This is a genomic window from Paenibacillus filicis (genome assembly GCF_038070315.1).
In the GTDB taxonomy this organism is placed as follows: Bacteria; Bacillota; Bacilli; order Paenibacillales; family NBRC-103111; genus Paenibacillus_G; species Paenibacillus_G filicis.
This window is the reverse complement of the sequence record NZ_JBBPCC010000006.1, coordinates 210,105-232,358: the sequence shown is the minus strand read 5'-3', so window position 1 is coordinate 232,358 and position 22,254 is coordinate 210,105. Positions and strand designations below refer to the sequence as shown.

At 53.5% G+C, this 22,254-nt stretch carries 20 protein-coding genes; 16 read left to right on the top strand and 4 right to left on the bottom strand.

All coding sequences use genetic code 11. The annotated features are described in order from the left end of the window. Positions 1-117 precede the first annotated feature (117 nt). On the bottom strand, positions 118-591 hold the full coding sequence (locus tag WMW72_RS11935) for a DUF1572 family protein (protein WP_341415690.1): 474 nt from the start codon (positions 589-591) through the stop codon (positions 118-120). Between the two features lie 280 nt (positions 592-871). Between WMW72_RS11935 and WMW72_RS11930 the strand changes: the two genes are divergently transcribed. From WMW72_RS11930 to WMW72_RS11875, 12 genes are all read left to right on the top strand, one after another. Then, complete coding sequence (locus WMW72_RS11930) at positions 872-1,591, top strand: GNAT family N-acetyltransferase (RefSeq protein ID WP_341415781.1); 720 nt, start codon at positions 872-874, stop codon at positions 1,589-1,591. Between the two features lie 36 nt (positions 1,592-1,627). Continuing rightward, positions 1,628-2,599, top strand: a complete 972-nt coding sequence (locus WMW72_RS11925) for a lysophospholipid acyltransferase family protein (protein ID WP_341415689.1) — start codon at positions 1,628-1,630, stop codon at positions 2,597-2,599. Position 2,600: 1 nt separating this feature from the next. Continuing rightward, complete coding sequence (locus tag WMW72_RS11920; protein ID WP_341415688.1) at positions 2,601-3,566, top strand: metal-dependent hydrolase; 966 nt, start codon at positions 2,601-2,603, stop codon at positions 3,564-3,566. 247 nt (positions 3,567-3,813) lie between these two features. Next, positions 3,814-5,478, top strand: coding sequence for a GspE/PulE family protein (locus tag WMW72_RS11915; RefSeq protein WP_341415687.1), 1,665 nt, complete (start codon positions 3,814-3,816; stop codon positions 5,476-5,478). Positions 5,479-5,649: 171 nt separating this feature from the next. After that, a complete protein-coding gene (locus WMW72_RS11910) occupies positions 5,650-6,693 on the top strand; it encodes a type IV pilus twitching motility protein PilT (protein ID WP_341415686.1) in 1,044 nt (347 codons plus the stop codon). A gap of 31 nt (positions 6,694-6,724) precedes the next feature. Further along, entirely contained in the window at positions 6,725-7,948 is a 1,224-nt protein-coding gene (locus WMW72_RS11905) for a type II secretion system F family protein (protein WP_341415685.1), read from the top strand. 73 nt (positions 7,949-8,021) lie between these two features. After that, positions 8,022-8,402 (top strand): competence type IV pilus major pilin ComGC, encoded by a 381-nt coding sequence (locus WMW72_RS11900; RefSeq protein ID WP_341415684.1) that lies wholly within the window; start codon positions 8,022-8,024, stop codon positions 8,400-8,402. A gap of 72 nt (positions 8,403-8,474) precedes the next feature. Continuing rightward, positions 8,475-9,245, top strand: coding sequence for a prepilin peptidase (locus tag WMW72_RS11895; RefSeq protein ID WP_341415683.1), 771 nt, complete (start codon positions 8,475-8,477; stop codon positions 9,243-9,245). Between the two features lie 42 nt (positions 9,246-9,287). Next, on the top strand, positions 9,288-10,490 hold the full coding sequence (gene pilM, locus WMW72_RS11890; RefSeq protein ID WP_341415682.1) for a type IV pilus biogenesis protein PilM: 1,203 nt from the start codon (positions 9,288-9,290) through the stop codon (positions 10,488-10,490). After that, positions 10,487-11,476: a hypothetical protein gene (locus tag WMW72_RS11885; RefSeq protein ID WP_341415681.1), complete on the top strand. Its 990-nt coding sequence runs from the start codon at positions 10,487-10,489 to the stop codon at positions 11,474-11,476. The genes pilM and WMW72_RS11885 overlap by 4 nt, the downstream gene beginning before the upstream one ends. Positions 11,477-11,485: 9 nt before the next feature. Further along, positions 11,486-12,355, top strand: a complete 870-nt coding sequence (locus WMW72_RS11880; RefSeq protein WP_341415680.1) for a hypothetical protein — start codon at positions 11,486-11,488, stop codon at positions 12,353-12,355. A 32-nt stretch (positions 12,356-12,387) separates the two neighbouring features. Beyond that, the gene (locus WMW72_RS11875) at positions 12,388-13,014 is read left to right on the top strand and encodes a stalk domain-containing protein (protein ID WP_341415679.1); all 627 of its coding nucleotides are present in this window, start codon (positions 12,388-12,390) and stop codon (positions 13,012-13,014) included. A gap of 27 nt (positions 13,015-13,041) precedes the next feature. Here WMW72_RS11875 and WMW72_RS11870 read toward each other — a convergent pair whose 3' ends face one another. Together WMW72_RS11870 and WMW72_RS11865 are read right to left on the bottom strand one after the other, a co-directional pair. Further along, positions 13,042-13,647, bottom strand: coding sequence for a pilus assembly FimT family protein (locus WMW72_RS11870; protein ID WP_341415678.1), 606 nt, complete (start codon positions 13,645-13,647; stop codon positions 13,042-13,044). After that, positions 13,613-14,161 carry a prepilin-type N-terminal cleavage/methylation domain-containing protein gene (locus WMW72_RS11865; RefSeq protein WP_341415677.1) on the bottom strand — a complete coding sequence of 183 codons (549 nt, stop codon included), beginning with the start codon at positions 14,159-14,161 and terminating at the stop codon, positions 13,613-13,615. The genes WMW72_RS11870 and WMW72_RS11865 overlap by 35 nt, the downstream gene beginning before the upstream one ends. A gap of 75 nt (positions 14,162-14,236) precedes the next feature. Between WMW72_RS11865 and WMW72_RS11860 the strand changes: the two genes are divergently transcribed. Both WMW72_RS11860 and WMW72_RS11855 read left to right on the top strand, forming a co-directional pair. Beyond that, positions 14,237-16,378: a hypothetical protein gene (locus WMW72_RS11860; protein WP_341415676.1), complete on the top strand. Its 2,142-nt coding sequence runs from the start codon at positions 14,237-14,239 to the stop codon at positions 16,376-16,378. Between the two features lie 134 nt (positions 16,379-16,512). Beyond that, the gene (locus WMW72_RS11855) at positions 16,513-16,719 is read left to right on the top strand and encodes a hypothetical protein (RefSeq protein ID WP_341415675.1); all 207 of its coding nucleotides are present in this window, start codon (positions 16,513-16,515) and stop codon (positions 16,717-16,719) included. A gap of 90 nt (positions 16,720-16,809) precedes the next feature. Here WMW72_RS11855 and WMW72_RS11850 read toward each other — a convergent pair whose 3' ends face one another. Beyond that, a complete protein-coding gene (locus WMW72_RS11850) occupies positions 16,810-17,673 on the bottom strand; it encodes a carotenoid biosynthesis protein (protein WP_341415674.1) in 864 nt (287 codons plus the stop codon). A gap of 507 nt (positions 17,674-18,180) precedes the next feature. On the opposite strand from WMW72_RS11850, the gene WMW72_RS11845 reads away from it, so the two are divergent. Both WMW72_RS11845 and WMW72_RS11840 read left to right on the top strand, forming a co-directional pair. Beyond that, on the top strand, positions 18,181-20,469 hold the full coding sequence (locus tag WMW72_RS11845; protein WP_341415673.1) for a DEAD/DEAH box helicase: 2,289 nt from the start codon (positions 18,181-18,183) through the stop codon (positions 20,467-20,469). Further along, positions 20,466-22,235 carry a ribonuclease H-like domain-containing protein gene (locus WMW72_RS11840; RefSeq protein ID WP_341415672.1) on the top strand — a complete coding sequence of 590 codons (1,770 nt, stop codon included), beginning with the start codon at positions 20,466-20,468 and terminating at the stop codon, positions 22,233-22,235. The genes WMW72_RS11845 and WMW72_RS11840 overlap by 4 nt, the downstream gene beginning before the upstream one ends. Positions 22,236-22,254: the final 19 nt, after the last annotated feature.

Genomic DNA, 22,254 nt, shown 5'->3' with positions numbered 1-22,254 from the left:
TTAGCCTACATGAACGAACAAGTAGAAGCTGTGCCCATCGGGTGCAGCTTCTTTTTCTTTTCTTTGAATCCGGGCAGTCTGTCGTGAGAAATCATCGGTGTGAGTGGGGTTATGAGCCTAGATGGATGTGGATTTGTAGTTCTCCTTTAGCAGCTGCTTGGCTATATAGAAAATCTGCCCCATGTGTTCGGAATAGTGTGCCGCGCACTGATGCAGCATATCGAGATTCGTCCTCTCCTTATTTCGAATCACTTGTTTGTGTTCTAATTCTTCATCGGTCATCTGTTTAATCGTATCCACGACCCACTGCAATCTGTGTTGGATGATGCTCTCTAACTCTGATTTCTTCAGGTACGCTTGTTGCAGTTCTTGCTCACGATTTCGATAGACTTCTTGATGAAGCATCCCCTTCATGATTCTTTCTTGAATGTTTCCGTCGATATGCCTGACCAAAGTCGATATGCTAAGACTCGTTTCATCAGGTCTCCAATTGACCTGATCATCATCGAGTTGTTGCAGAGCTTTCAGGCATCTCCGTTGGATTTCTTCGAACTTGTTGGATAACCATTCTCGGTTAAAATCATATTTCATAGTAATCCCCTCCTCGTGCATAAGGCTGAACTACTTGTTGATTCGACGTTGCGATTTCAAATTCCTTGATAAATTTGTGAATACTTGGTTGAAGGCACGCGGAAGAAGGGCTTTCAACTTGTACAAGCTTTTCTTATCAAAAGCTTAACAACACGTGAACGCAGCAGTAATAATCGTCTGCTACGCTAAGTAGGTATCGATCACTTTGCTGGGGAAAGGCGTGTTGACGATGAGCCTAACGGCAAGCCGGATAAACCGGGAGACCTCGAGGTTGGCAGTCATGCTTGCAAGCACGGAGAATGAAGTGGAGCAAGCGCTCCGCCTGCGGTACCGGGTTTTCGTAGAGGAAGAGCAGAATATGCGGCTGCGTGCGGATAACGGTCTGGAGCAGGATGCTTATGATGATTATTGCGATCATCTGATTGTCAAGGACCTGACGTATGATCAGGTGATCGGAACGTATCGGCTGCTGCCGGGTGACCGTACTCTGGCTTCTGGAGGGTTCTACTCGGAGACGGAATTCGATCTGTCAGGCTTCACACCAGATAAGAACCGTACACTCGAGCTTGGCCGAAGCTGCATCGATCCTGCCTATCGGGATGGCAAGGCGATTCAATTATTGTGGGAAGGCATCGCCTCGTATCTGGCGGAGCGGGAGCTGTTCTACCTGATCGGTTGCGCGAGCGTGCATCTTCAGACGCTTGATGAAGTGAACCGGATCTACTCCTATTTGCGCCGTAAGCAAGTGATCACAGACCGCTTCTCCGTGCGGCCGCTGGAAACTCACCGGATCGGCGGTCTGAGGATGGTTGACGAAGGGCATGACGATAAAGAACTGTTTCGCAGCCTTCCTCCACTGATGAAAGGCTATCAATGGCTTGGAGCCGAGATTGGCGGAGATCCGGCCTATGATGGGGTGTTCGATACCGTCGATTTTTTCATCGTTCTGGAGAAGGACAGATTGGCCAAACGCTATAAAAAACGGTTCATGGCCGGTTGATGACGGATTAGAGGCGATAGAGAAAGGAGTTAGGCCATGTACAAGTGGATAGGGCGATGGACGGGGCAAGCAGGCAGACTGAAGCGGCTAGCCTCTTGGATGGGACTGCTGCCGCAAAGCGTTATTGTGGCCATCGGCTGGTTTTTGGCTACTCTCTTGCTGCTATTCTCCATCACAGGACTAGGCAAGCGTGTACTGCGCAACATCCAGATGCTGCTGCCGAGGCGGTCGGAGTTAGAGCATCTGCGTATTCGTTACGATTATTTCTACCAGCTGGTCATGACGCATTATGAACTGCTCGTCGAATCCGAGCGTCTTTACAATCCCAAAGCCTTCCCCGGCCGATTTACAGTCGAAGGGGAGGAGCATCTGGAGCAAGCGCTTGGACTCGGCCGCGGGGCCATCGTTTATACCGCGCATTGCGGCAACTTTTTCTATTATTACTGGTACTTGTGCCAAAAGTATGATTGCTTGACCGTAGCAACGGCTTCGAGCGAGGAGCTGCGTCCGCTGTTCGAAAAATTCGCGGCGATGGGTTGTCCAGGGCTGGACTATGACCACACCCCGCCGCTGGAATTAATGCGCAGGCTGCGGACGCATCTGCGGAATGGCGGTGTCGTCTTTCTGCTCGGCGACTTTTACCGCCCGGCATTTCCGCTATCCAGCTTCTTCGGCCAGCCGTCTCGTTCCCCGGACGGAACGACGATGCTGTCCATTGAGCTGCAGACGCCGGTCATCCCGTTCTGCGGGTGGCGCAAGCATGGCTTTGCCCATCATTTGAGCTTCGAACCTGCCCTACATCTGGCCTCTTCCTATACCCGCTCTACACGCTCAGAGGCAACCGTATGGCTGAACCGCAAGCTGGAGAGGATGATCCGGGAGCGCCCCGAGCAATGGTTTTACTGGTTCAATGCTGAGGAACGCTGGGAGGTCCGTGAGCCTCATGCTCCCTTGGCTTCTAGTCAAGAGGATGCTGCTGAGTTTCAGACACGACAGGAGGCAGGCTGACATGGATACGGGAAGCCATCTGCTATTCGGCGCGACCTTAGCCGGTTTATCTATGCTTCATCCGGATGTAGCGGCGGGATCTCCCGCTTTGTTTCATGCGATTCTGACGGCAGCCCTAGTGGGGTCACATGCACCCGATCTCGATACGGTGACGAGGCTGCGGGGGTATTCAACATACTTAAATCTTCACCGCGGAGTCACGCATTCACTGCCTGCTCTGTTGATCTGGCCATTCGTTGTGGGTCTGCCGATTGCCTGGATGTTCGGCGTATGGGAGCAGATGGGGTGGGTCTTGGCTACCGCGGGCGCCGCTGTCTGCCTGCATGTTCTATTGGATTGGCTGAACGCCTATGGCGTGCAATGCTTCAGGCCGTTCTCCCGGAAATGGCAGCATCTTGATGTATTATCTTTGTTTGAACCGTTTCTCTTCCTGATTCATGCGGCTGGTTTGGTAGGGTGGCTGCTGTACGGAGGCAATCCGGGGCAGGTGATGCTGCTCGTCTACGGCATCTCGTCGGTCTATGTGGCGATCCGTATCTGGCAGCATGCGCGGGTTTTGGGGCTTGTACGGCGGGAGCTGGATCTTACGGAAGGATGCCAGGCCATTCCCGGATGGAACTGGCTCCGCTGGCAATTCGTCGCAGAGACGGGGGAATGCTTCTATACGGGGTATGTGACGGGCAGTCGTCTGCATATTCAGAACGTATATAGCAAGAAGCCATCCGATCCGCTCGTGGAAGCCAGCAAAGCAGCAGACGGAGTTCGGGCGTTTCTTCAATTTGCCCAGCAAATTCATGTCTCTTGCGCAGAAGAACACGAAGGCTATGTAGTAAGATGGAGGGATGTACGGTTCTGGCATGGCAACCGTCTGCCGTTCGGGGTCGACGTACTATTGAACAGAGAGCTGCAAGTCACAGGGTATTCATTAGGATGGAAGAAAAAAGCGTGGCATCCTCCTTTTGTATGAATTAGTGATGTTGAATAATGTCGAATGGTAATATAGAACTAGTAATTTTGGTCTAATTTTTCGTTGACGATTGCATGGGCTTATGCTTAAATGTAGGTAAAGCATACCTACATAAATGATGATCAGAAATGCGAGGATTGGCTGCCTTATTTGGGCGCTTTGGCAGCCATGAGCAACTAGCGCAACCGACCTGAGCGCATGTCGCATGGGTCGTTTTTTTATTTATACATAACTAGGAGGGATAGGTATGGCTCCTCGCAAGCGGATTGGCGACCTGTTGGTGGAAGCCGGACTTTTGACCCAGGATCAGTTGACTAAGGCGCTCCAGGAGCAGCGGGAAACGAAGATGAGGCTCGGCGAGTTTCTGATCAACCGCAGCTATATTACGGAGCAGCAGCTCATCGAGGTGCTCGAGTTCCAGCTCGGCATTCCGCATATTCAGTTATTCCGCCAGAAAATCGATCCAAAGGTGATCAATCTGATCCCGCAGCGGGTTGCCGAGCAGCATCAGGTGCTGCCAGTACGGGTGGACGGCAATAAGCTGATCCTGGCGATGGCCGATCCGCTCGATTATTTTGCGATCGATGAGCTGCGGATGAGTACCGGCTTGCGGATTGAGCCAACGATTGCGGCCCGTGAAGAGCTGCAGCGGGCGATCCGCAGGTATTACGGTCTTCAGGAATCGGTGGAGCAGATCAGCCAGATTCTGCAGACGCGAGAAGCGGAAGAGATCACGACCCAGATTGAGGATGAGAATTCGCCGGTCGTCAAGACGGTCAATCAGATCATTATTCAGGCTGTACAGGTCGGCGCAAGCGACATCCATATTGACCCGCAGGAGGACTCGCTTCGCATCCGTTACCGCGTAGACGGCGTGATGCGGACAGAGCGAACGCTTCCTCCGCATATGCAGCGCGTGATTGTGGCCCGGATTAAAATAATGGCCAATCTGAACGTAGCCGAGCGCAGGCTTCCGCAGGACGGTCGTGTGGAGATCGAGAACGAATTCCGTAAGGTGGATATCCGGATATCCACGCTGCCGACGATCCACGGCGAGAAGGTCGTGATGCGGGTGCTCGATCTGGGGAACGCGCTCACCGATATTGAGAAGCTAGGTTTGTCGGAGAGCAACTACCGGCAATTTATGAAAGGCATCCAGAACGCTCACGGTGTTGTGCTCATTACCGGACCTACGGGCAGCGGAAAAACAACCACACTATACTCTGCATTGTCACGGCTAAATTCCGACGATATCAACGTCATTACGATTGAAGATCCGGTCGAGTACCAGATACAAGGCATCAATCAAATTCAGGTCAATACGACGGCCGGACTCACGTTTGCCCGTGGTCTGCGTGCGATCTTGCGTCAAGATCCGAACATTGTGATGATCGGGGAAATCCGGGATACGGAAACTGCCGAGATAGCGGTCCGTACGGCGATGACGGGGCATCTGGTTCTCAGTACCTTACATACGAACAATGCGGCCAACGCGATCACGAGGCTGATCGACATGGGAATCGAGCCGTTCCTGATCGCATCATCGGTGAAGACCATTGTCGCCCAGCGGCTCGTGAGACGCGTTTGCCCGTCATGCAGTACCAAGCATGAACCGACGGTCGAGGAACGGAGATATCTGGAGGAGCACGGTTACCTCGCTGAGGGCTTGCGCAAAGGGGAAGGATGCGTGGAATGCGGCCGTACCGGATACAAGGGGCGATTGGCCATCCATGAAGTACTAACGATCGATGAGACTCTGAAATCGATGATTCTCGGGAAGCGGCCGGATAGTGACTACCAGTCTTACGCCGAGACGAAAACCCTCATTCCGCTGATTCGGGACGGGCTGGATAAAGTGGTCAGCGGCCAGACATCCGTGTCGGAGGTTATTCGTGTGCTAGGGAGCTACTAGCTCTCAAGGGGCGAAGTTTGGGATTATTAAGAATCACAAAGAAAATTTAATAATGCTGTTCGGATGCAAGTGATAAGATATAATGAAACTGTTGAAATTATAGGATTTTATACCTATAATTTTAGGTATATAAGACTGGTTTTGATGGCTTAAGAGGAAAGTTGGGATGAGATGTCTTTGCTGGTGGATCTGATGAAGCTCGCCTCGGAGAGAAAGGCATCAGATATTCATATTACGGTCGGGTCGCCTGCGAAGCTCCGTATTCATGGCACGCTTGTATCGGCAGGTGCTCAGCCTGTGACGCCTGAGCAATCCCGAAGCATGGCCCGTGAGATGATGTCCGAGGAATCGTTCAACCGGTTTATGGAAAAGGGGGATACGGATCTTTCGTACGAAATCGACGGGGTTTCGCGCTACCGGGTCAATGCCTTCCATCAGAAGGGCAACGTATCTCTGACGATCCGCTTGATTCCTTCCCGGATTCCTCCGATGGAGGAACTGGGATTGCCGCCGATGGCGCTGGACTTTGCGAAGAAGCCCCAGGGACTGGTACTTGTGACCGGACCTACGGGAAGCGGTAAATCGACGACGCTGGCCGCTATCATCGATTATATCAACCGTTCGCGCAGCGATCACATCATCACGCTGGAAGACCCGATCGAGTTCGTGCATGCGCATAAGTCGAGCATTGTTAACCAGCGCGAGGTGGGAGTGGATACGGATTCCTTCGCAACCGGGCTGCGTGCGGCTCTGCGCCAAGATCCCGATGTGATTCTCGTCGGCGAGATGCGCGACCTGGAGACGATCTCCACCGCCATCACAGCTGCCGAGACCGGTCATCTGGTGTTCGCTACACTGCATACGGCCGATGCTCCCCAGACGATCGACCGGATCATCGATGTATTTCCCGCAGACTCCCAGCAGCAGATTCGTGTCCAGCTGGCTTCCGTACTGCTCGGAGTAATGGCCCAAAGGCTGCTGCCTAGGGCAGACGGTCAAGGACGTATTGCTGCGATCGAGGTGCTGGTCAATACGCCAGCCGTCGCCAATCTCATCCGCTCCGAGAAGGTGCATCAGCTCCGTTCGACGATGCAGACGGGAAGGGCACAGGGGATGGTTACGATGGAGATGGTGCTGCGCGAGCTCGTGCAGCAGCGGATCGTGTCCCTGGATACGGCCAAGGAAGCCTTGTTCGGCTTCGCGGAGCTGAATTAGTTCATGTGCGGCAGAATGAGGTGGAACGGTAATGCCTAAGTTCATGTACAAGGCAGTTAATCACAGCGGCATGCCGTTCAAAGGAACGCTGGAAGCCCAGTCGTTCGAACAGGCTATGGATGAATTGAAGCGTAAGGGCTATTGGATTACGGAGCTGCTGGATCAGAGCCAGAGCTTGCTGCACCGGGAGATCAAGTTCGGCGGCCCGAAGGTCAAGGTCCAGCAGTTTACGATCTTCTGCAGGCAGCTGGCTACGCTGTACAAATCCGGCGTATCCATGGTGGAGTCCGTCAAGGCGCTGGCTGAACAGACGGAGAACAAGGAATTCAGGCGTATCCTGACGGATGTAGCCATGAGCATGCAGCAGGGAACCCAGATGTCGGAAGCGGCGTCCCGATACCCTACGGTATTCAGCGGCATTTTCATCAATATGCTGAAGGCCGGTGAGCTTAGCGGCAATCTGGATGAGATGCTGAACCGACTGGCTGTGTTTTATGAAAAGGAGCACTATACCCGGGAGAAGGTCAAGTCCGCGATGGTGTATCCGGTCATCATGGGCATTCTGACGGTTGTCGTGGTGACGCTGATGATGCTGTTCGTTATTCCGAATTACGTGACCAGCTTTCAATCGATGGGGCTTGAGCTGCCGCTTCCGACGAGAATGGTCATCGCGGTCAGTGACTGGATCGTGGCTTTCTGGTATGTGATTCCTCTTATCATATTCACCCCAAGCATATTGATCAGCTTGATCAGACGTCATCCCAAAGGTCCTTACTGGATTGACTACGTGAAGCTGCGCATTCCGGTCTTCGGCAAGCTTCTGCATAAGCAAGCTATCGCACGGTTCAGCCGGACGTTCAGTTCGCTGTTCACCGCAGCGATTCCGATGCTGCAGGCTTTGACACTGGTGTCCAGCGTCACCGGCAATGTTGTTGTCGGCAAAGTGATCGAGGATGCCCGAGACGGGCTGATCGGAGGCAGGTCGATTACGGACCCTTTCCGGCAAACGTGGCTGTTTCCTCCCATGGTGGTGCAGATGATGGCCGTTGGCGAACAATCCGGCGCTCTGGATACGATGCTGGAGAAAGTGGCGGACTTCTACGAAGCGGAAGTGGATGCGATGACCGACCGGCTCAAGTCGCTGCTAGAGCCGCTGATGATCGTAGCCTTGTCAGGGGTTGTCGGGGGGATTGTGCTGGCCGTTATGCTTCCTACCTTCGATATGATGAAGAACGGTATGGTGCCAATGAATTAAAGTCCGTCAGAACTTCGATAGGGTGTTACTTTTTTTTACATACAATTATGATGATGAAAAGGGGACATGTTCCATGAAAAAGTTTTTGAAATTGAAGCTATTCCGTAAAAACGAAAAAGGGCTGACGCTGGTCGAGCTTCTGGCGGTTATTGTAATTTTGGGCGTTATTGCGGCGATTGCGGTGCCGTCGATCGGTGGGGTAATTCAGAATTCAAGAATAAACGCGGATACGCAGTCTGAAGAATTGATCAAAGATGCCACAGTTCGCTATCTTATTGATAGAAATATTGGATCAGGCATCACAACTGTAACCATTGCGGACCTTCAAACTAACGGCTACCTAAAGAGTGGGACACTTACTCAGCAAGTAACGGGTGCCAAATACGTATCCGTGACCGTTGCTTATAGTGCGACTACAGGCTGGTCGGCTACTAACGTCGTCACAGGAACCTAATGATTTCATTTTAAACCAAAGGTAACTCTCCAGGGTTACCTTCTTTCATTCAACAGGAGGTGAACAGCGGGAGTGGATACGGCGATTGCTCTGGTTTTTGCAGGAATTCTTGGTTTATTGATCGGAAGCTTTCTGAATGTGGCGGCGCTTCGTACGCTATCCGGGGAGTCGTTGTCATTCCCGCCGTCCCACTGCACCAGCTGCAGTCACCGCCTGGGTCCGCTTGACTTAGTTCCTGTCCTCAGCTATCTGCTCCTGAGAGGCAAGTGCCGGTACTGCCGGCAGACGATCTCCATCCAATATCCGATCGTGGAGGCAGCAACCAGTCTTCTTTATGTGCTAATCGTATGGAAATACGGAGTCAGCTGGGAAGCGGCGGCCTGTCTATTCTTCGCTTCGGTTCTGGTAGCGATTGTCATTACCGATTGGAAAGCGATGATTATTCCGAACCGTATTATACTGTTCGGATTGGCAGGAGCGCTGCTGCTCAGGCTGATGTCGCACCCGCTGCCTTGGTGGCATTACTTGGCCGGGATGATGGGCGGTTTATTGCTGATCGTAGCTATAGCTGGGCTCGGATCGGTGCTGCTTCGTAAGGAAGCGATGGGAATGGGTGATGCCAAGCTGTTTGCGTTGGTCGGCCTTGTGCTGGGCTGGAAGCTTACGCTGCTTACCTTATTCGTTGCGAGTCTGCTGGGAACGGTGATCGGGTTAACGGTCATAGCGCTGAAGCGGTCCGAGCGTGAAGCGTATATTCCCTTCGGTCCTTACATTGCGCTCGCCAGCGTGATCTGCATGTTCGAGGGAGATTCGTGGATTAGTTGGTACCTGGGTTTATTGTAAGGAGAGAGTCATGGTTAGGACAACAAGTGCACGCAGTTGGGAGTGGCTGGTCATATGCGGTTCAAGGTTGAGAGGCTTAGGCAATGGATGACGCTGGCCAGTCATTATTTGGGCATCGAAATAACGGACTCTGCGGTGAAGCTGACAGAGCTTATGATAAAATCTGGCGCTTCCGCGTCGGTCACATCCTGCATCCGGGAGCCGCTGCCTGTGGATGCCGTGCAGGACGGAAAAATCATGCGTCCGCATGAATTAGTCCGTACCTTGCAGACGGCCAAGGCTCGATTGAAGAAGCGGACAAGCCGGGCGAATATTTCATTGCCAAGCCAGAATGTGATGGTTCGCTTTATGAAGTTTCCCGACATTCCGGTGAAGGAGCTTCGCCAGGTGATCGATTTTGAGATCAAGCATAACATCCATCTGCCTTTCGAGGACCCGGTGTATGATTTCGTCAAGTTGAACGGACATCATAACCAGCGATCGTCTGTCAGGCTGATGAAGCGCAATCCACCGAATATACAGCAGTCCGCTGCCATTAAGGAAGCGGCTGCCTCATCGGAGAGTTTGTTTGGAGGTAAGAACAGCGATCCGTTTGCAGATTTGGATCAGACTGCGGATGTGGTCCATGAAGAGTTATGCGATGTGATGCTGGTGGCGGTCCCAAGACCGATGGTGGAGCAGTATGTGGATTTGTTCAAGCAGGCGGGCATCAAAATCGCAAGCATCGAGATCAAGGCGATGTCACTCTTTCGTTGTCTGCAATCGATTGACGCTCAACTCAAGGGCACATATCTGCTGATCGATATCAACGATACGATCTGCGATGTGAATGTCTTCTCGGACGGTCAGCTGAAAATTTCACGCAACGTTCAGGTTGCTTTTCAAGAAAAGGAACAAGCGAAGGAGGAGCATGATGATCCGTTCTCCTGGTTGTCTGGTGCAGACAGCCACGGAGATTCTGGCTTTACTAATGCTTGCAGCGAGCTTGCGCACGAGCTGGAGCGGCTTATCAACTTTTACAAGTACACCTTGAACAATCGTAATGAGGAATTCGGCGCGCTGTTTATTGCTGGTGACGTAAGCCGTCTGGATGAAATTTCGGAATACCTGCAGAATCGTCTGTCTCTGAAGGTAACCTCGCTGCAAGCCAGTGTCTCCTGGGACAAGGAGCTGAGAGCCAAGACGGTTGCTTCGGAAGCGTTCGCGACAACCATCGGGCTCGCTCTGCGGGGGGCTGCAACATGAATAACATCAACCTTCTCCCCAGAAAGCCCAGGAGCGAGCAGTACTTCTGGCCGGTGCTCAGTGTAACGGCGCTGGCCGTCGTGCTTTCCTTCACGACCTTGGCTGTCTTTCAGTACAAGCTGGAGATGGCCTCGGAGCAGCAAGCCCAATACAAGCAGCAGCTGCAAGCGCGGATTCAGGTATTAACCCGGCAGCATGCCGAGGAACCGCGGACCGAGGAGTACCGCCGATTGCTCCAGACTGTGAAATCACTGGAGGGCAAGCGGATCGACTGGCTTCCCTGGATGAAAAGCATCACGGCTCCGCTGCCGGAGGCGTCGCGTCTGCTTACGCTGAAGAAAGCCGATGCGTCCCAGAATGAGGTGCCTGTAGCTCCTCCAGCGTCAGGACAGCCTCAGCTCCAGCAGCCGGGGGGGATAATTGACAGCCAGAAGCTCGATGCCCAGCTCGAGTTCTCCGACTTCAAGCAGATTGCGGATTATGTGCTGAAATTGAAAAAGGATAAGGGCTTTCAGGACATCCAGATCTTGTCTGTCGAGAAGAAGGAACTCGTCCTGCCTGTTGCCGTTGCTCTGGTTACCGAGAGTACCCCGGATAAGAAGCCGGCCGTGCCTGCACAGAAGGAAAGGTTCGTTCAGGATATCATCAGTCAAAAGCCGGCAGTAAGCGGGACCAAGTCGGAGCAGCTGTTGTCCGAGCTGGATTGGCTGATTAGCGGCAAGATGTACGAGCAGGAGCACGGAATCAAGCTCCCTGACCGGAAATTTACAAGCGGTAGCCCGCTCAAGGATTCACCGATCACGGAGGATGAGCTCCAAAAAGCTAGAGAGCAAGTGAATAAATTCGAGTCGATGTTCACCGAGAACCGCGAGACGCCTGCAACGGTTCAGGAAGCTGTAGCTCAGGCAACTGCAGCTGAGAAGAAGGCCGTCGTCTATACTGTTCATCTGGAGATTCAAACACGACCGATTACGACGACTCCATAGGTGATCCTGATGAATAAAGTACAATGGAACGCGATAGGGAACCGATTGAAAAACCGTCAGGTCCTGTTAACGGCTGCTGTTGTGATCAGTATGCTGCTGCTGGGCTTGTATTTTATCCGTGCCGTTTATCCCGCTCTGGCGGCCTCCAATCTGGACAATGGGGAGATCGTCCTGCTGGAGCAGCAGCGTGCCGCTCTGGAACAGAAGCCTGTACCGGACAAGGTCCCGGACAGTGAAGTGACCGCTCTGCTGCGTCGCGTACCCACCCAGCCTGAAATCCCCAGATTTCTGTACGCGCTTCTGTCTGCCGAGGAAGGCACTGGGGTAATTCTGCAATCTTACACGACGGGAACTCCGGCGAAGAATGCGGAGGGTCAGAAGTCATTCATCGATACGAAGACGAATTCGGTACAAACGCAAGCAGGCAAGCCTGCTGTAAGTCCTCATGGGAACGGAGTGACAGAGCTCACGATTACACTCAAGCTCAGTGGAACCTATGACGGGCTCCAGCAATTTCTGGCCCGCCTTCAGCAAGGAGAACGCTTAGTTTCGGTAACGTCTTGGACTCTGAATGCTGTCAATCAGAGTCCGGTCAAGCCATCGCAGGCGCAGCCCAAGCCACAACCGCAGCTGCAGAATCAGGAAGAGGACGGAGGGACGGAGGGGACGCCTCCCGAAACGGAGACAACGGGCACCACAGCGAGCGCGAGCAGCCTCCCCTTGCATATGATGGAGCTGCAGCTCAGCTTGTACGCAGCTCCGTCTTATGAAGGCAAGCTGGGCGCCTTGGAGGCGTTGCCTCTGCCATCCCATGAAGCTCGCATCGATCCCACCTTGTCCGATCATGCCTTCTACCCGATGCTGAAGCCGGTGCCTTAATATTTCGAGGAAGAGGAAAGGGTTTATACGTGATGAAGAAGAAGCTAGTGGTAAGCCTGCTGCTGATGTCAACCGTTCTCTACGGCACAGCCTTCGCCGACAGCGGCTGGCGGAAGATCGATGCGATGTTCTCGCAAATCAGCCTTACGATGAACGGTCAGAAGGCTGACATGCGCGGAGACGTCATGTTCTATGAGGGCTCCATCTTTGTTCCCCTCCGCAGCCTGTCTGAGGCGCTGGGGGCGGAGGTGAGCTGGAACGGCAAGACGCAGACGGTTGACGTTGATTTTACATCCGACAAAACGAAGGATATCTATAACGCCTCTCAGAAGGCGATGTACCAATATCTGATCATGCAGAACAATGCGGTTACGGCGGAGCTCATCGCGGGCTTCAAGGGCGATGATGAGGCGAGGCTGCTGCGCACCAACGAGCGCTACGAGAAGCTGCGGGATATTGCCAAGCAGATCGGTGATGAGCGGAATGCTGTATTATTTGACAAAATGATGGCCTCCATGCAGATCGTGATCAGCGGCTGGAGCAGCAAAAACGTCAGCGATTACAGCCTCGGCTGGGCGTTGTACAACGACTACGCCAAAGCTCTGAATACGGCGCTGGCTGAGAAGGTAAAGGACCTGACGAAGAACGAACCGAAATAGAAGGCCAAGGCCATAAAAAAACGGGCATTACTTATCCCAGCTTGGGATCGTAATGTCCGTTTTGTAATCGTAGGCTTGCTGCTTGCCTTTTTGGCCCGGCAGGAGCGTCATTTGGAACTGAAGATGAAGATATTTCACTTGAATGTCGCTGCTCCCGGAGCTGCTCGTTTGGCCGCTCTGCGTCATGAAGTAGGAGCTGGCTCCGGTGATGTCATGGATTAGGACATTTCGAGCAGGCGGCTTGCCGTCTTGGACGGTCTCGACGACTAGCGTCTGGTTGGGGATATCCCTATAGTACCGGATGTAATTGTCGGTTCTGCTAGCGGATTTGAACAAAGTCAGCACATTCTGCTGCTCAGCGGTAGCTGCACCGGCCGGCATAATCAGATTGTACTTCTGCTCGCGAAGCTTCCCGATCATATGATTGCTGACGGACCGGGCTTCGATCTGCGCTTTCTGACGGGCATAGGTGACTTGATTTCCGGTATTTAATTGCTGGAGAGCCATTGTAATGACTCCTGCGATAATGCCTATGAGTGTAATGGCGGCAAGCAGTTCGACCAGCGTCAGCCCTTTTTCGTTGCGGAACATGTTCATATTAGGAGTTCCTGTCCAGATAGCTTTGAATGGCATAGCTGACGCCTCCGGCTGCGGGAATGATCTCAACCTGAATGAGGGAGAAATGATCAGCTACCTTAAGCGTATAGCTCGTACGATTGTTGTCAGTAATCGTATAAACCTGCTTATCGGCCTCGGGAATCGGTATGTTGCTAATATTGACCTTGTACTGACGGTCGGAAGCGCTCGGATAATAAATCGTCTCAAGTTGAACGGGACTTGTCACAGTCTGTCTCAAGGGAACCAGATTCACAAGTTGCTGGATGTCGGCGCCGGGATTGGGCAGAGTTCCCGAATTGTTCGTGGGCGGAAACCAGATATTCATGCTGGCTGTCCCGGAGCTGAAGCTTGCTTTCAATTGTTCCATCACGGACCTGGCGATATCCACGGACACATCCCGCTTCTGCTCCCGTGCTGAGGCGGAGAATAGCTGGTTGTACGTATACGTGAAGGCGAGGATGACCATGGACAAAATAACTAGACTGGCCAAAATTTCGACAAGAGTCAACCCTTTTTCGTTGCGCAGCAAAATTTTCACCTCTTCAATAAGGGACTATGTTACTATAAATATAGTCCAAAAATCACGGTGAGGGAATGGGGAGCCATGAAAAATTTATGGAGAAATGAACGTGGTGCCGCTTTGATTCTTGTGCTGATGCTGAGTATGGTGATTACGGTCGGCTTGACCGCGCTCATTCTGAGTACACAGCAGGGCCAGCGTAACTCTGTGCACGATGGAAATGCCGAGCGTTCGAATTATATTGCGGAATCCGGTGCTGTCATTGTAAAACGGCTGGTTAAAAATGCGGCGGACAATAATGTGCAGGTGCTGAATCTGAACGCTGCGCAGCTAAAGGTTCTGGAAGACGTGAAACCATCCTTTACGCTGGACGGCACCAATGATATGAAAATAAGCCCCTTCAAAGAAGAGGGGAAAATTGTTGTGAATATTGAGGGATTCTCCAAATTCAATGATAGCTTGCAGAAACGTACGAAAATTACCCTGCCTGTCCTGGCGAACAGTAACGGTGGAGGTTCTGGCAGCAACGGTAACGGGATATTTGGCAACGACGTAGTGGGAACTTCGGTTACGGAGAAAAATCAGAAGAAAACCGAGCAATGGGTCAGGCATTGGGATGAGAAGACTTCCAAGGAAAGCGCTCCGGGTCAATATTACAAGGTGACTAACTACCAGGAGCAAATGACCAATCACTTCACCAAGCAGATAGATGCGAATCGTCCGGTCTTCTCGACGTCTGCGGTATTCCCGCTGCAGGGTCCGACTGCTCCCATTATTCCGCTGGAGGTGCTTGACGAGAAGAATTGCTCCAAGTCAGAGTTCCAGGCTTCGGATTTGGATGCGGTCAGCGAAATCTATTGTACGAAGAACATCGTGATTAGTCCTAAAGGGATGACCAAAAAGACCCCTATATATACGAACGGGAGTATTACCGTGAGGGGGGATATCACCAATGGGACATATATGGGCACTCTCTCGGCCAAAGGAAATATTACGTTCGAAGGTAAAATTTATGGTGGAGAGTTCGGCGAAACCATATCTGGCGGACAGATCATCTTCATGGATGAACTGAACGGCGGAGCGTTCTCTTCGCGCCTCTCTGCCCGAGGAGATATCGAGTTTAGAGGCAATATCAATGGCGTGACCTTTTCCGGTGATACTTTGTCCGGAGGTAGTATTTATTATAAGCGTGTCGTGAATAACATCACGTATTCAGGACGGCTGTCTGTTCAGCAAAATATCGTGTTTGAAGAAGGCTTGAAAAAGGGAACGTTCAGCATAGGCTTAGTGGCTGGAAACGATCTTCTGTTCAAGCGGTCTGTAGGGGATACTGGGCCCGTTATCATCTCCGGACTGATGGAGAGCGGAGGCGAGCTGAAGTTCTTCGAGCCGGTCCGTAACGTTACGGCCTCCGGACGATTTGTCTCCGGCAAAGCGATGACCTTCAATAAAGAAGTGGGAAGCAATTTTGTGGTCAGCGGCTCGCTGCACAGTCATGGAGGCATCACCTTTGTAGAGCCGGTTACGAACTCGACGGTTAGTGGCGGCCTGTATGCTAAGGGCGACATTACGTTCCAGAAGGCTATTCAAGGCAATTCGACTTTGGGAGAAATCAAGAGCGGAAATAACATTACATTCCAGAACGTTGACGGGTCCACTATAACCGGTGATGTCATCGCGAACGGTCTGCTTGCTTTCAATGGCAACCTCAATGAAGGAGCATTGTTCAAGCAAAATCTGGTCAGCAATTCAGCCAATTCGGATCTCAAATTCTCTGCCGGAAGCCGGGTTGCCGTAGAGGGATCAATCTATTCGGCAAGGGGAATTGATTTCAATCAATTGAACGGTGTCAAGGTTGGCAAGTCCGTCTATGCCTATAAGGATATCCGGATGCCGACCAATCTGAGCTACTTGAACGTGACAGGCGCTGTCTTATCCCGAGATGGATCGGTGACGTTTCCGAAGCTGTTCGGATGCGGCTCCAAGGATGCTTGCTACATAGGAAGCTTCGTTGCGGGAACTGCCGGCATTAACTTCAATTATAATCTGGACGGCTTTATGTACTTCGGAGGTCTGAGCACGGCTCAAGCAATCAACTATAATGGCACGCAAAACGGGCCTCCGAATACGATCCGAATCAGCCGCAAAGTGCCCGAAGGGTACACGGAGGACAATAGCAATAATAGTGGAGGCATCAACTTCGGCGAGTGGAGAACGACGAGCTGAAGCGGCTCCGGCCTGCTTCACGGCTGTATCATCTGACAAGACCATTTCTGCTCTTGAGACAAGGTATAAACCCGGCTCCGGCAGGGCATACTAACGGATGGTGAATCATTTTAAGCTGGGAGGACAGGTGCCGTATGGACTTTACGAGCCAGGATATTGCTGTGATTGAACAGGCGCTGCAAATTGCGATACGTTCACAAAGTGAATCCGGTAAAGCTTACTCCTATCAGGAAGTGTTAAGCAAGCTGAAAACCAGAGCATCTGCTGCGATGACTTCATCCCATCTTGCCTTTCAGGACGGGTATCGGTTCGATTACGATGATTCAGCGGATCTGGAGTAACTAGGATATCTGTAGACCATAATCCTAAGCCGCCCACAGCAAGACCTGCCGCGACCTAAAACGTCGAAGCAGGTCTTGTTTGTTTATATGTTACGTAGGGGCGTTGCTCCTTCGAAGCGCAAACAGGATCGCCAGCAGAGACAAATTAAGAAGCACCGCCCACCACAGTCCGCTTCGTATGGCCAAGGTCAGAAATAGGGATTCCAGGGTCAGCAGCAGCATGAGCGGAACGAATAGTTGGGAGAAAGCGAACACAGGAGATTGCTCTATATATTCATCATGTAAATAATTAATGATACTAATAATCAAAAGAGCCGTAAACCACCATCCCACATAGTTTCCTAGCGGCAACTGATGGAGCATTGGGCTCCAGGTGGAGCTTTCTGCGGTCTGAGTCCCGTAGGTCGGTTGCACCGCGGAAGGCTTCAGGAGCAATTCCATGGATGCGATCATACTGGCCGTCCAGATCGCCGGGAGCCAGAAGCTTCGCCGCTTGCGGACGCGACGTTCGCGCTTGAGCTGAGGAAGGCCGGTGGACAGCTTCTGAGACAACGTGAGCCCCTTGCGGGCTTCCTGGGCCGCCTCGATAGGCGCCAGAGCTTTGGCTATGATAAGCAGCATGCACCAGGCGAAGGGGACCGCCAGAGGAACACCGAATACAAGAGGGGCGAAGCTGGGGCCCTCCTCTTGGGTCCCGATCCATTGCCCGGTGTGAACCCCAAGCCATTCCGCCACATAAGAGAGACTGGAGCAGATGACGAACAGCAGCAGCGCTTGTCTGGCACCGAACTTGCGGGTATACCAGGCGAGCGCGGTTGCACCGCCGAGAATCAGCAGCAAACGGCTGATCTCTGTATGCCATGTTGGCAGCCATCCGCTGCCAATCAGGATATAACTGAGCGTGAACCAGAGCAGATAAAGGAGCGACATCGGGAACAGCCACTTATTTACCATGGCTGTTGGTCCTTGCCTGCACTCGCTGTACCCGGGTGTTCGGAGGGGGGAGAGCATGACAATCGGCTGCCCTTGTTGTATCGTAACAGCGAATGCAGACGCTGGCTTGGTGCAGAAAGGAACATTCGTCCTGGCAACCGAAGCGTTGGCTGGGTGAGAAGGTAGGAACATGGCCTTGACGACGGAGCTTTGGCGTCTAATTCGTAAGTATGGCCTGCTTTCACAAGCTCGGTATTCATCGCAGTCACCTCGAATGACAGTTATAGTAGACCGATGGATCGGACATGCAGAGTTGGCCTGTATGCTTCGCGCTCATCAGAGCAGATGAAACAAGGCCTGCAGGCATGCTGCACACGCGGGAAGGCTCTTCCTTATTTATGTATATAAGGAACTTGGACAAATGATACGGAAAATCGGATGAATGGAAGTTAAAAACAATTTGTAAGCCGAACATGCATTCGTTTATAATAAAAGGAGTATCGCTTTAACAGGAAAAGGAGCAATTCCATGAACCGACTGACCGGCAAGGTGTCCTCCATGAACGAATTAATCGAGCTGGTGCGCAGCACGCCGGAGCTTATGAAGCAGGTCACCTATTGGCACACCATTCCCGCCAGAGACGGCCGATATGAGGATTTTCCGGGCGGCTTGAACGAGCAGCTTCGTGAGGCGCTCATCACCAGAGGCGTGAGGCAATTATACATACATCAGGCGCAGGCCTTCCGTGAGGTGGCCGCTGGCCGTCATGTCGTCGCGGTGACGCCTACTGCCTCCGGCAAGACGCTTTGCTACAACCTGCCTGTGCTCCAGGGCATTCTGCGCGATGACAGCGCTCGGGCGCTATATTTATTCCCGACCAAGGCGCTGGCGCAAGACCAGGTGGCGGAGCTTCAAGAGCTCGCAACCGTGATGGGAGCGGATATCAAGACGCATACCTATGATGGCGATACGCCGCCTACTGTCCGTACGGCCATCCGCAATGCGGGGCATATCGTGGTGACGAACCCGGATATGCTGCATGCGGCTATCCTGCCGCATCATACGAAGTGGGTCAAGCTGTTCGAGAATATCAAATATATTGTCATTGACGAGGTTCATACGTATCGGGGCGTGTTCGGCAGCCATGTGGCCAATGTGATCCGCAGGCTAAAGCGTATTTGCCGATTCTACGGATCGAACCCGCAATTCATATGCGCGTCGGCGACCATTGATAATCCCCGCGAGCATACGGAGCGGCTGATCGGCGAGCAGGTCGCGCTGGTGAACGAGAACGGCTCTCCAGCAGGAGAGAAGCATTTCGTATTCTACAATCCCCCGGTTGTCAATGAACAGCTCGGCATCCGCAAGAGCAGCGTGCTGGAGACGCGCAAGCTGGCTGGGCTGCTGCTCAAGCAGGGCATTCAGACGATCGTATTTGCCCGCAGCCGGGTGCGGGTGGAGATTCTGCTGACCTATCTGCAGGAGCTAGTCGCCCATGAGCTCGGGACGAAGTCGATTCGTGGCTACAGGGGCGGCTACCTACCTAAGCTGAGGCGCGAGATCGAGCGGGGGCTGCGCAATGGGGAGATCCGCGGCGTTGTCAGCACGAACGCGCTGGAGCTCGGCATCGATATCGGGCAGCTGCAGGCATGCGTGTTGAACGGCTACCCGGGGTCCATAGCCAGCACCTGGCAGCAGTCGGGCCGGGCGGGGCGGCGCCAGGAGAGCTCCATTACCTTTCTCGTGGCGAGCAGTAATCCGCTGGACCAGTATGTGATCCAGCATCCGGATTTTTTCATCGACAAGGCGCCGGAGCGTGCGCTGATCGAGCCGGATAATCTGATCATTCTCGTCGACCATGTGAAATGTGCCGCTTACGAGCTGCCGTTCGAGGAGCACGAGACGTTCGGCGGGGAGTCGCTGCACGATATTCTTGAGTTTCTGACCGACGAGCGCATCCTCCACCGGGTGAAGACCCGCTGGCATTGGATGGATCAGTCGTTTCCCGCCCATGATGTCAGCCTCCGTTCGGCTGCGCAGGAAAATTATATTATTATCGATATGACCGGCGGGGCCAAGGTGCTGGGCGAGGTGGACCGGTTCAGCGCGCCGACACTGATTCACGAGGAAGCGATTTATCTGCACGAAGGCGTGCAGTATCAGGTCGAGAAGCTGGACTATGAGGAGAAGAAGGCGTATGTGCGCGAGGTTGACGTCGATTATTTTACCGATGCCAATCTGGCGGTGCAGCTGAAGGTACTGCATGTAATGCGCGAGGACCGTCAGCAGGGACTGACCCGTCAGTATGGCGAGGTCACAGTCAATGCGAAGGCGACGATATTCAAGAAGCTCAAGCTGCATACGCATGAGAATATTGGCTCAGGACCTATCCATCTGCCCGAGGAAGAGCTGCATACCAGCTCGTACTGGATCACGTTCGATGAAGAGACGGCGTCTCAGATGACGACGAACGACATGCAGTTTGCTCTGCTGGGGCTGTCCAATGTACTGGTCCATATCGCTCCGCTGTATCTGATGTGCGATCCGCAGGACGTACGTGTTGTGGCTCAGGTCAAGGCGGTGCACAACAAGCAGCCGACGATTTTCTTCTATGACCGCTATCCGGGTGGCGTAGGGCTGAGCGAGCGCTTGTACGAACTCCACGGCCAACTGCTCGCGGAAGCCTCTAGACTCATCGGTAGCTGCGGCTGTCTGAGCGGTTGTCCGGCCTGTGTCGGGCCGATCGAGGAGGTAGGGCTGACGGGCAAGAAGCTGGCGCTGAATCTGCTGGCGAAGCTGGAGGGAGATGTGCGATGAGCAGTTTGCGTGACCGGTTGAACCGGCATTTGAAGCCGGGAGCCTCTTCTGGGAACAGGGGGGAGAACACGGACAGCAGGGAATTTGAGGAAGAGCAGACGCTGAAGACGGAGGAGCTGTCGGCGGCAAGCGATCAGCAGGCTGCGGCCTCAGAGCAGCTTCAGGTCCAGTTGTCAGCTTCCATATCCACTTCTGCAGCCGATCCGGAAGAGGCGGGCTGGTCCAGGATTGGAGCCGTTCTTCAGTCGGGGGAGTGGGGGGACTTCATCACACGCCGTCTGGTTTATGAGCCCGCGTTCCAGCATGGACATTATGCCCTCGGCGACCTGGAGGCAACGGCACCTGCGCTTCAGCGGCTGCTGCAGACCCGCAAGAAGGCCGTCCAGGGCCGGCCGATGCCTGCGAGGGACGCGGGACTTGCAGCAGAAGGACAGCCTGATAAGGAAGGCCAGGCACATCTGTCGTCTCGAGAGTATAGTGAATCCCAGGCGGGCTCGCATGTTGGGACGGCAGCCATTTTGCCCGACACTGGGCTTGAGCAACTGCTGTTCATCGATACGGAGACAACTGGGCTAGGTCAAGGAGCGGGGAACGTTCCGTTTATGGTCGGAATCGGTTATTTCGAGGATGGAGGCTTTGTCGTGGAGCAGATGCTGATCCGGCATCCGGGCGAAGAGGCCTCCATGCTGTCTTATCTGCAGACCCGGATTTCGGAGAGGCCGGTGCTCATCTCGTACAACGGGAAGTCGTTTGACTGGCCGATTGTGAACAACAGGTTTATCCTGAACCGGATTCCCCTGCCGTCTGAGCCGCAGGGGCATATCGACTTCCTGTATCCGTCCCGCAGCCTTTGGAAAACGACGCTGGCCTCTTGCCGTCTGGGACAGGTTGAGGAGGACCGGCTCGGAGTGCTTCGGGAGGATGATGTGCCCGGCTCACTTGCTCCGGCCTTGTACTTTCAATATTTGGCTGAGCGAGATCCGGCCATCCTGGAAGGTGTGTTCCGGCATAATGAATGGGACATTCTGACTCTCGTCGGACTTGCCGTTCATTTCGGGAAGCTGTTGACGGGAGAGACAGGCTTCGAGGACGTCCGTACATTCGGACGTGAGGAATGGTTCCGTTACGGGAAGTGGATGGACCGCTGCGGGTTGAAGGAAGTAGCCATGCTGACTATGGAGGCTCTGGCCGAGGAACTGACGGCTCCCGAATGCGCTGAGGCTGTCGATTCGGAGCTGCCTGCTTGCGTGCTTCCGCTTGCTAGGTTTCTGAAGAAAAGCAGACAGTACGACTTGGCCGGTTCCTTGTGGAAGCTTTACATCCAACGCCAGGGGCAAGCACGGATCGCTTCCCTGGAGCCATTCATCGAGCTGTCCATGTACGGCGAGCATAAGCTCAAGGACCTGGAGCTGGCGCTTCGCTATGCGAAGGAAGCACAGGACGTGCTCTGGAGGCGGCAGGCACTAGAGCGTCGAAGCATTAGGAAGGAGAAGCTGCAAAGGGCTGCAAGCGAACCGGAGAGCGGGGAGACGCGAGACGAGGAGGCTGAGCTGCTCAAGCGGATCGACAGGCTGGAGCGCAAGCAGTTGGCAGCGGCTGCCCGGAAGCGGGGCGGTTCGCCAACGACAGGCACGCTGGACGGTACGGACGCGGGAAATGCTGTGAAGGCTAAGGTTGCGCGCAGCAGCGGTGAGGAACAGGCAGGGCGCTCCACAGGAAGACGACGGAGCCAGCCGAGCGTTCTGGACCAGCAGGTTTTGTTTTGAATGCCACGCAATGGACCGG

Coding starts and splice junctions, on each gene's coding strand:
- WMW72_RS11935 (WP_341415690.1), bottom strand. CDS start 591: ATGAAATATGATTTTAACCGAGAATGGTTATCCAACAAGTTCGAAGAA.
- WMW72_RS11930 (WP_341415781.1), top strand. CDS start 872: ATGCTTGCAAGCACGGAGAATGAAGTGGAGCAAGCGCTCCGCCTGCGG.
- WMW72_RS11925 (WP_341415689.1), top strand. CDS start 1,628: ATGTACAAGTGGATAGGGCGATGGACGGGGCAAGCAGGCAGACTGAAG.
- WMW72_RS11920 (WP_341415688.1), top strand. CDS start 2,601: ATGGATACGGGAAGCCATCTGCTATTCGGCGCGACCTTAGCCGGTTTA.
- WMW72_RS11915 (WP_341415687.1), top strand. CDS start 3,814: ATGGCTCCTCGCAAGCGGATTGGCGACCTGTTGGTGGAAGCCGGACTT.
- WMW72_RS11910 (WP_341415686.1), top strand. CDS start 5,650: ATGTCTTTGCTGGTGGATCTGATGAAGCTCGCCTCGGAGAGAAAGGCA.
- WMW72_RS11905 (WP_341415685.1), top strand. CDS start 6,725: ATGCCTAAGTTCATGTACAAGGCAGTTAATCACAGCGGCATGCCGTTC.
- WMW72_RS11900 (WP_341415684.1), top strand. CDS start 8,022: ATGAAAAAGTTTTTGAAATTGAAGCTATTCCGTAAAAACGAAAAAGGG.
- WMW72_RS11885 (WP_341415681.1), top strand. CDS start 10,487: ATGAATAACATCAACCTTCTCCCCAGAAAGCCCAGGAGCGAGCAGTAC.
- WMW72_RS11880 (WP_341415680.1), top strand. CDS start 11,486: ATGAATAAAGTACAATGGAACGCGATAGGGAACCGATTGAAAAACCGT.
- WMW72_RS11875 (WP_341415679.1), top strand. CDS start 12,388: ATGAAGAAGAAGCTAGTGGTAAGCCTGCTGCTGATGTCAACCGTTCTC.
- WMW72_RS11870 (WP_341415678.1), bottom strand. CDS start 13,647: ATGCCATTCAAAGCTATCTGGACAGGAACTCCTAATATGAACATGTTC.
- WMW72_RS11860 (WP_341415676.1), top strand. CDS start 14,237: ATGAAAAATTTATGGAGAAATGAACGTGGTGCCGCTTTGATTCTTGTG.
- WMW72_RS11855 (WP_341415675.1), top strand. CDS start 16,513: ATGGACTTTACGAGCCAGGATATTGCTGTGATTGAACAGGCGCTGCAA.
- WMW72_RS11850 (WP_341415674.1), bottom strand. CDS start 17,673: ATGGTAAATAAGTGGCTGTTCCCGATGTCGCTCCTTTATCTGCTCTGG.
- WMW72_RS11845 (WP_341415673.1), top strand. CDS start 18,181: ATGAACCGACTGACCGGCAAGGTGTCCTCCATGAACGAATTAATCGAG.
- WMW72_RS11840 (WP_341415672.1), top strand. CDS start 20,466: ATGAGCAGTTTGCGTGACCGGTTGAACCGGCATTTGAAGCCGGGAGCC.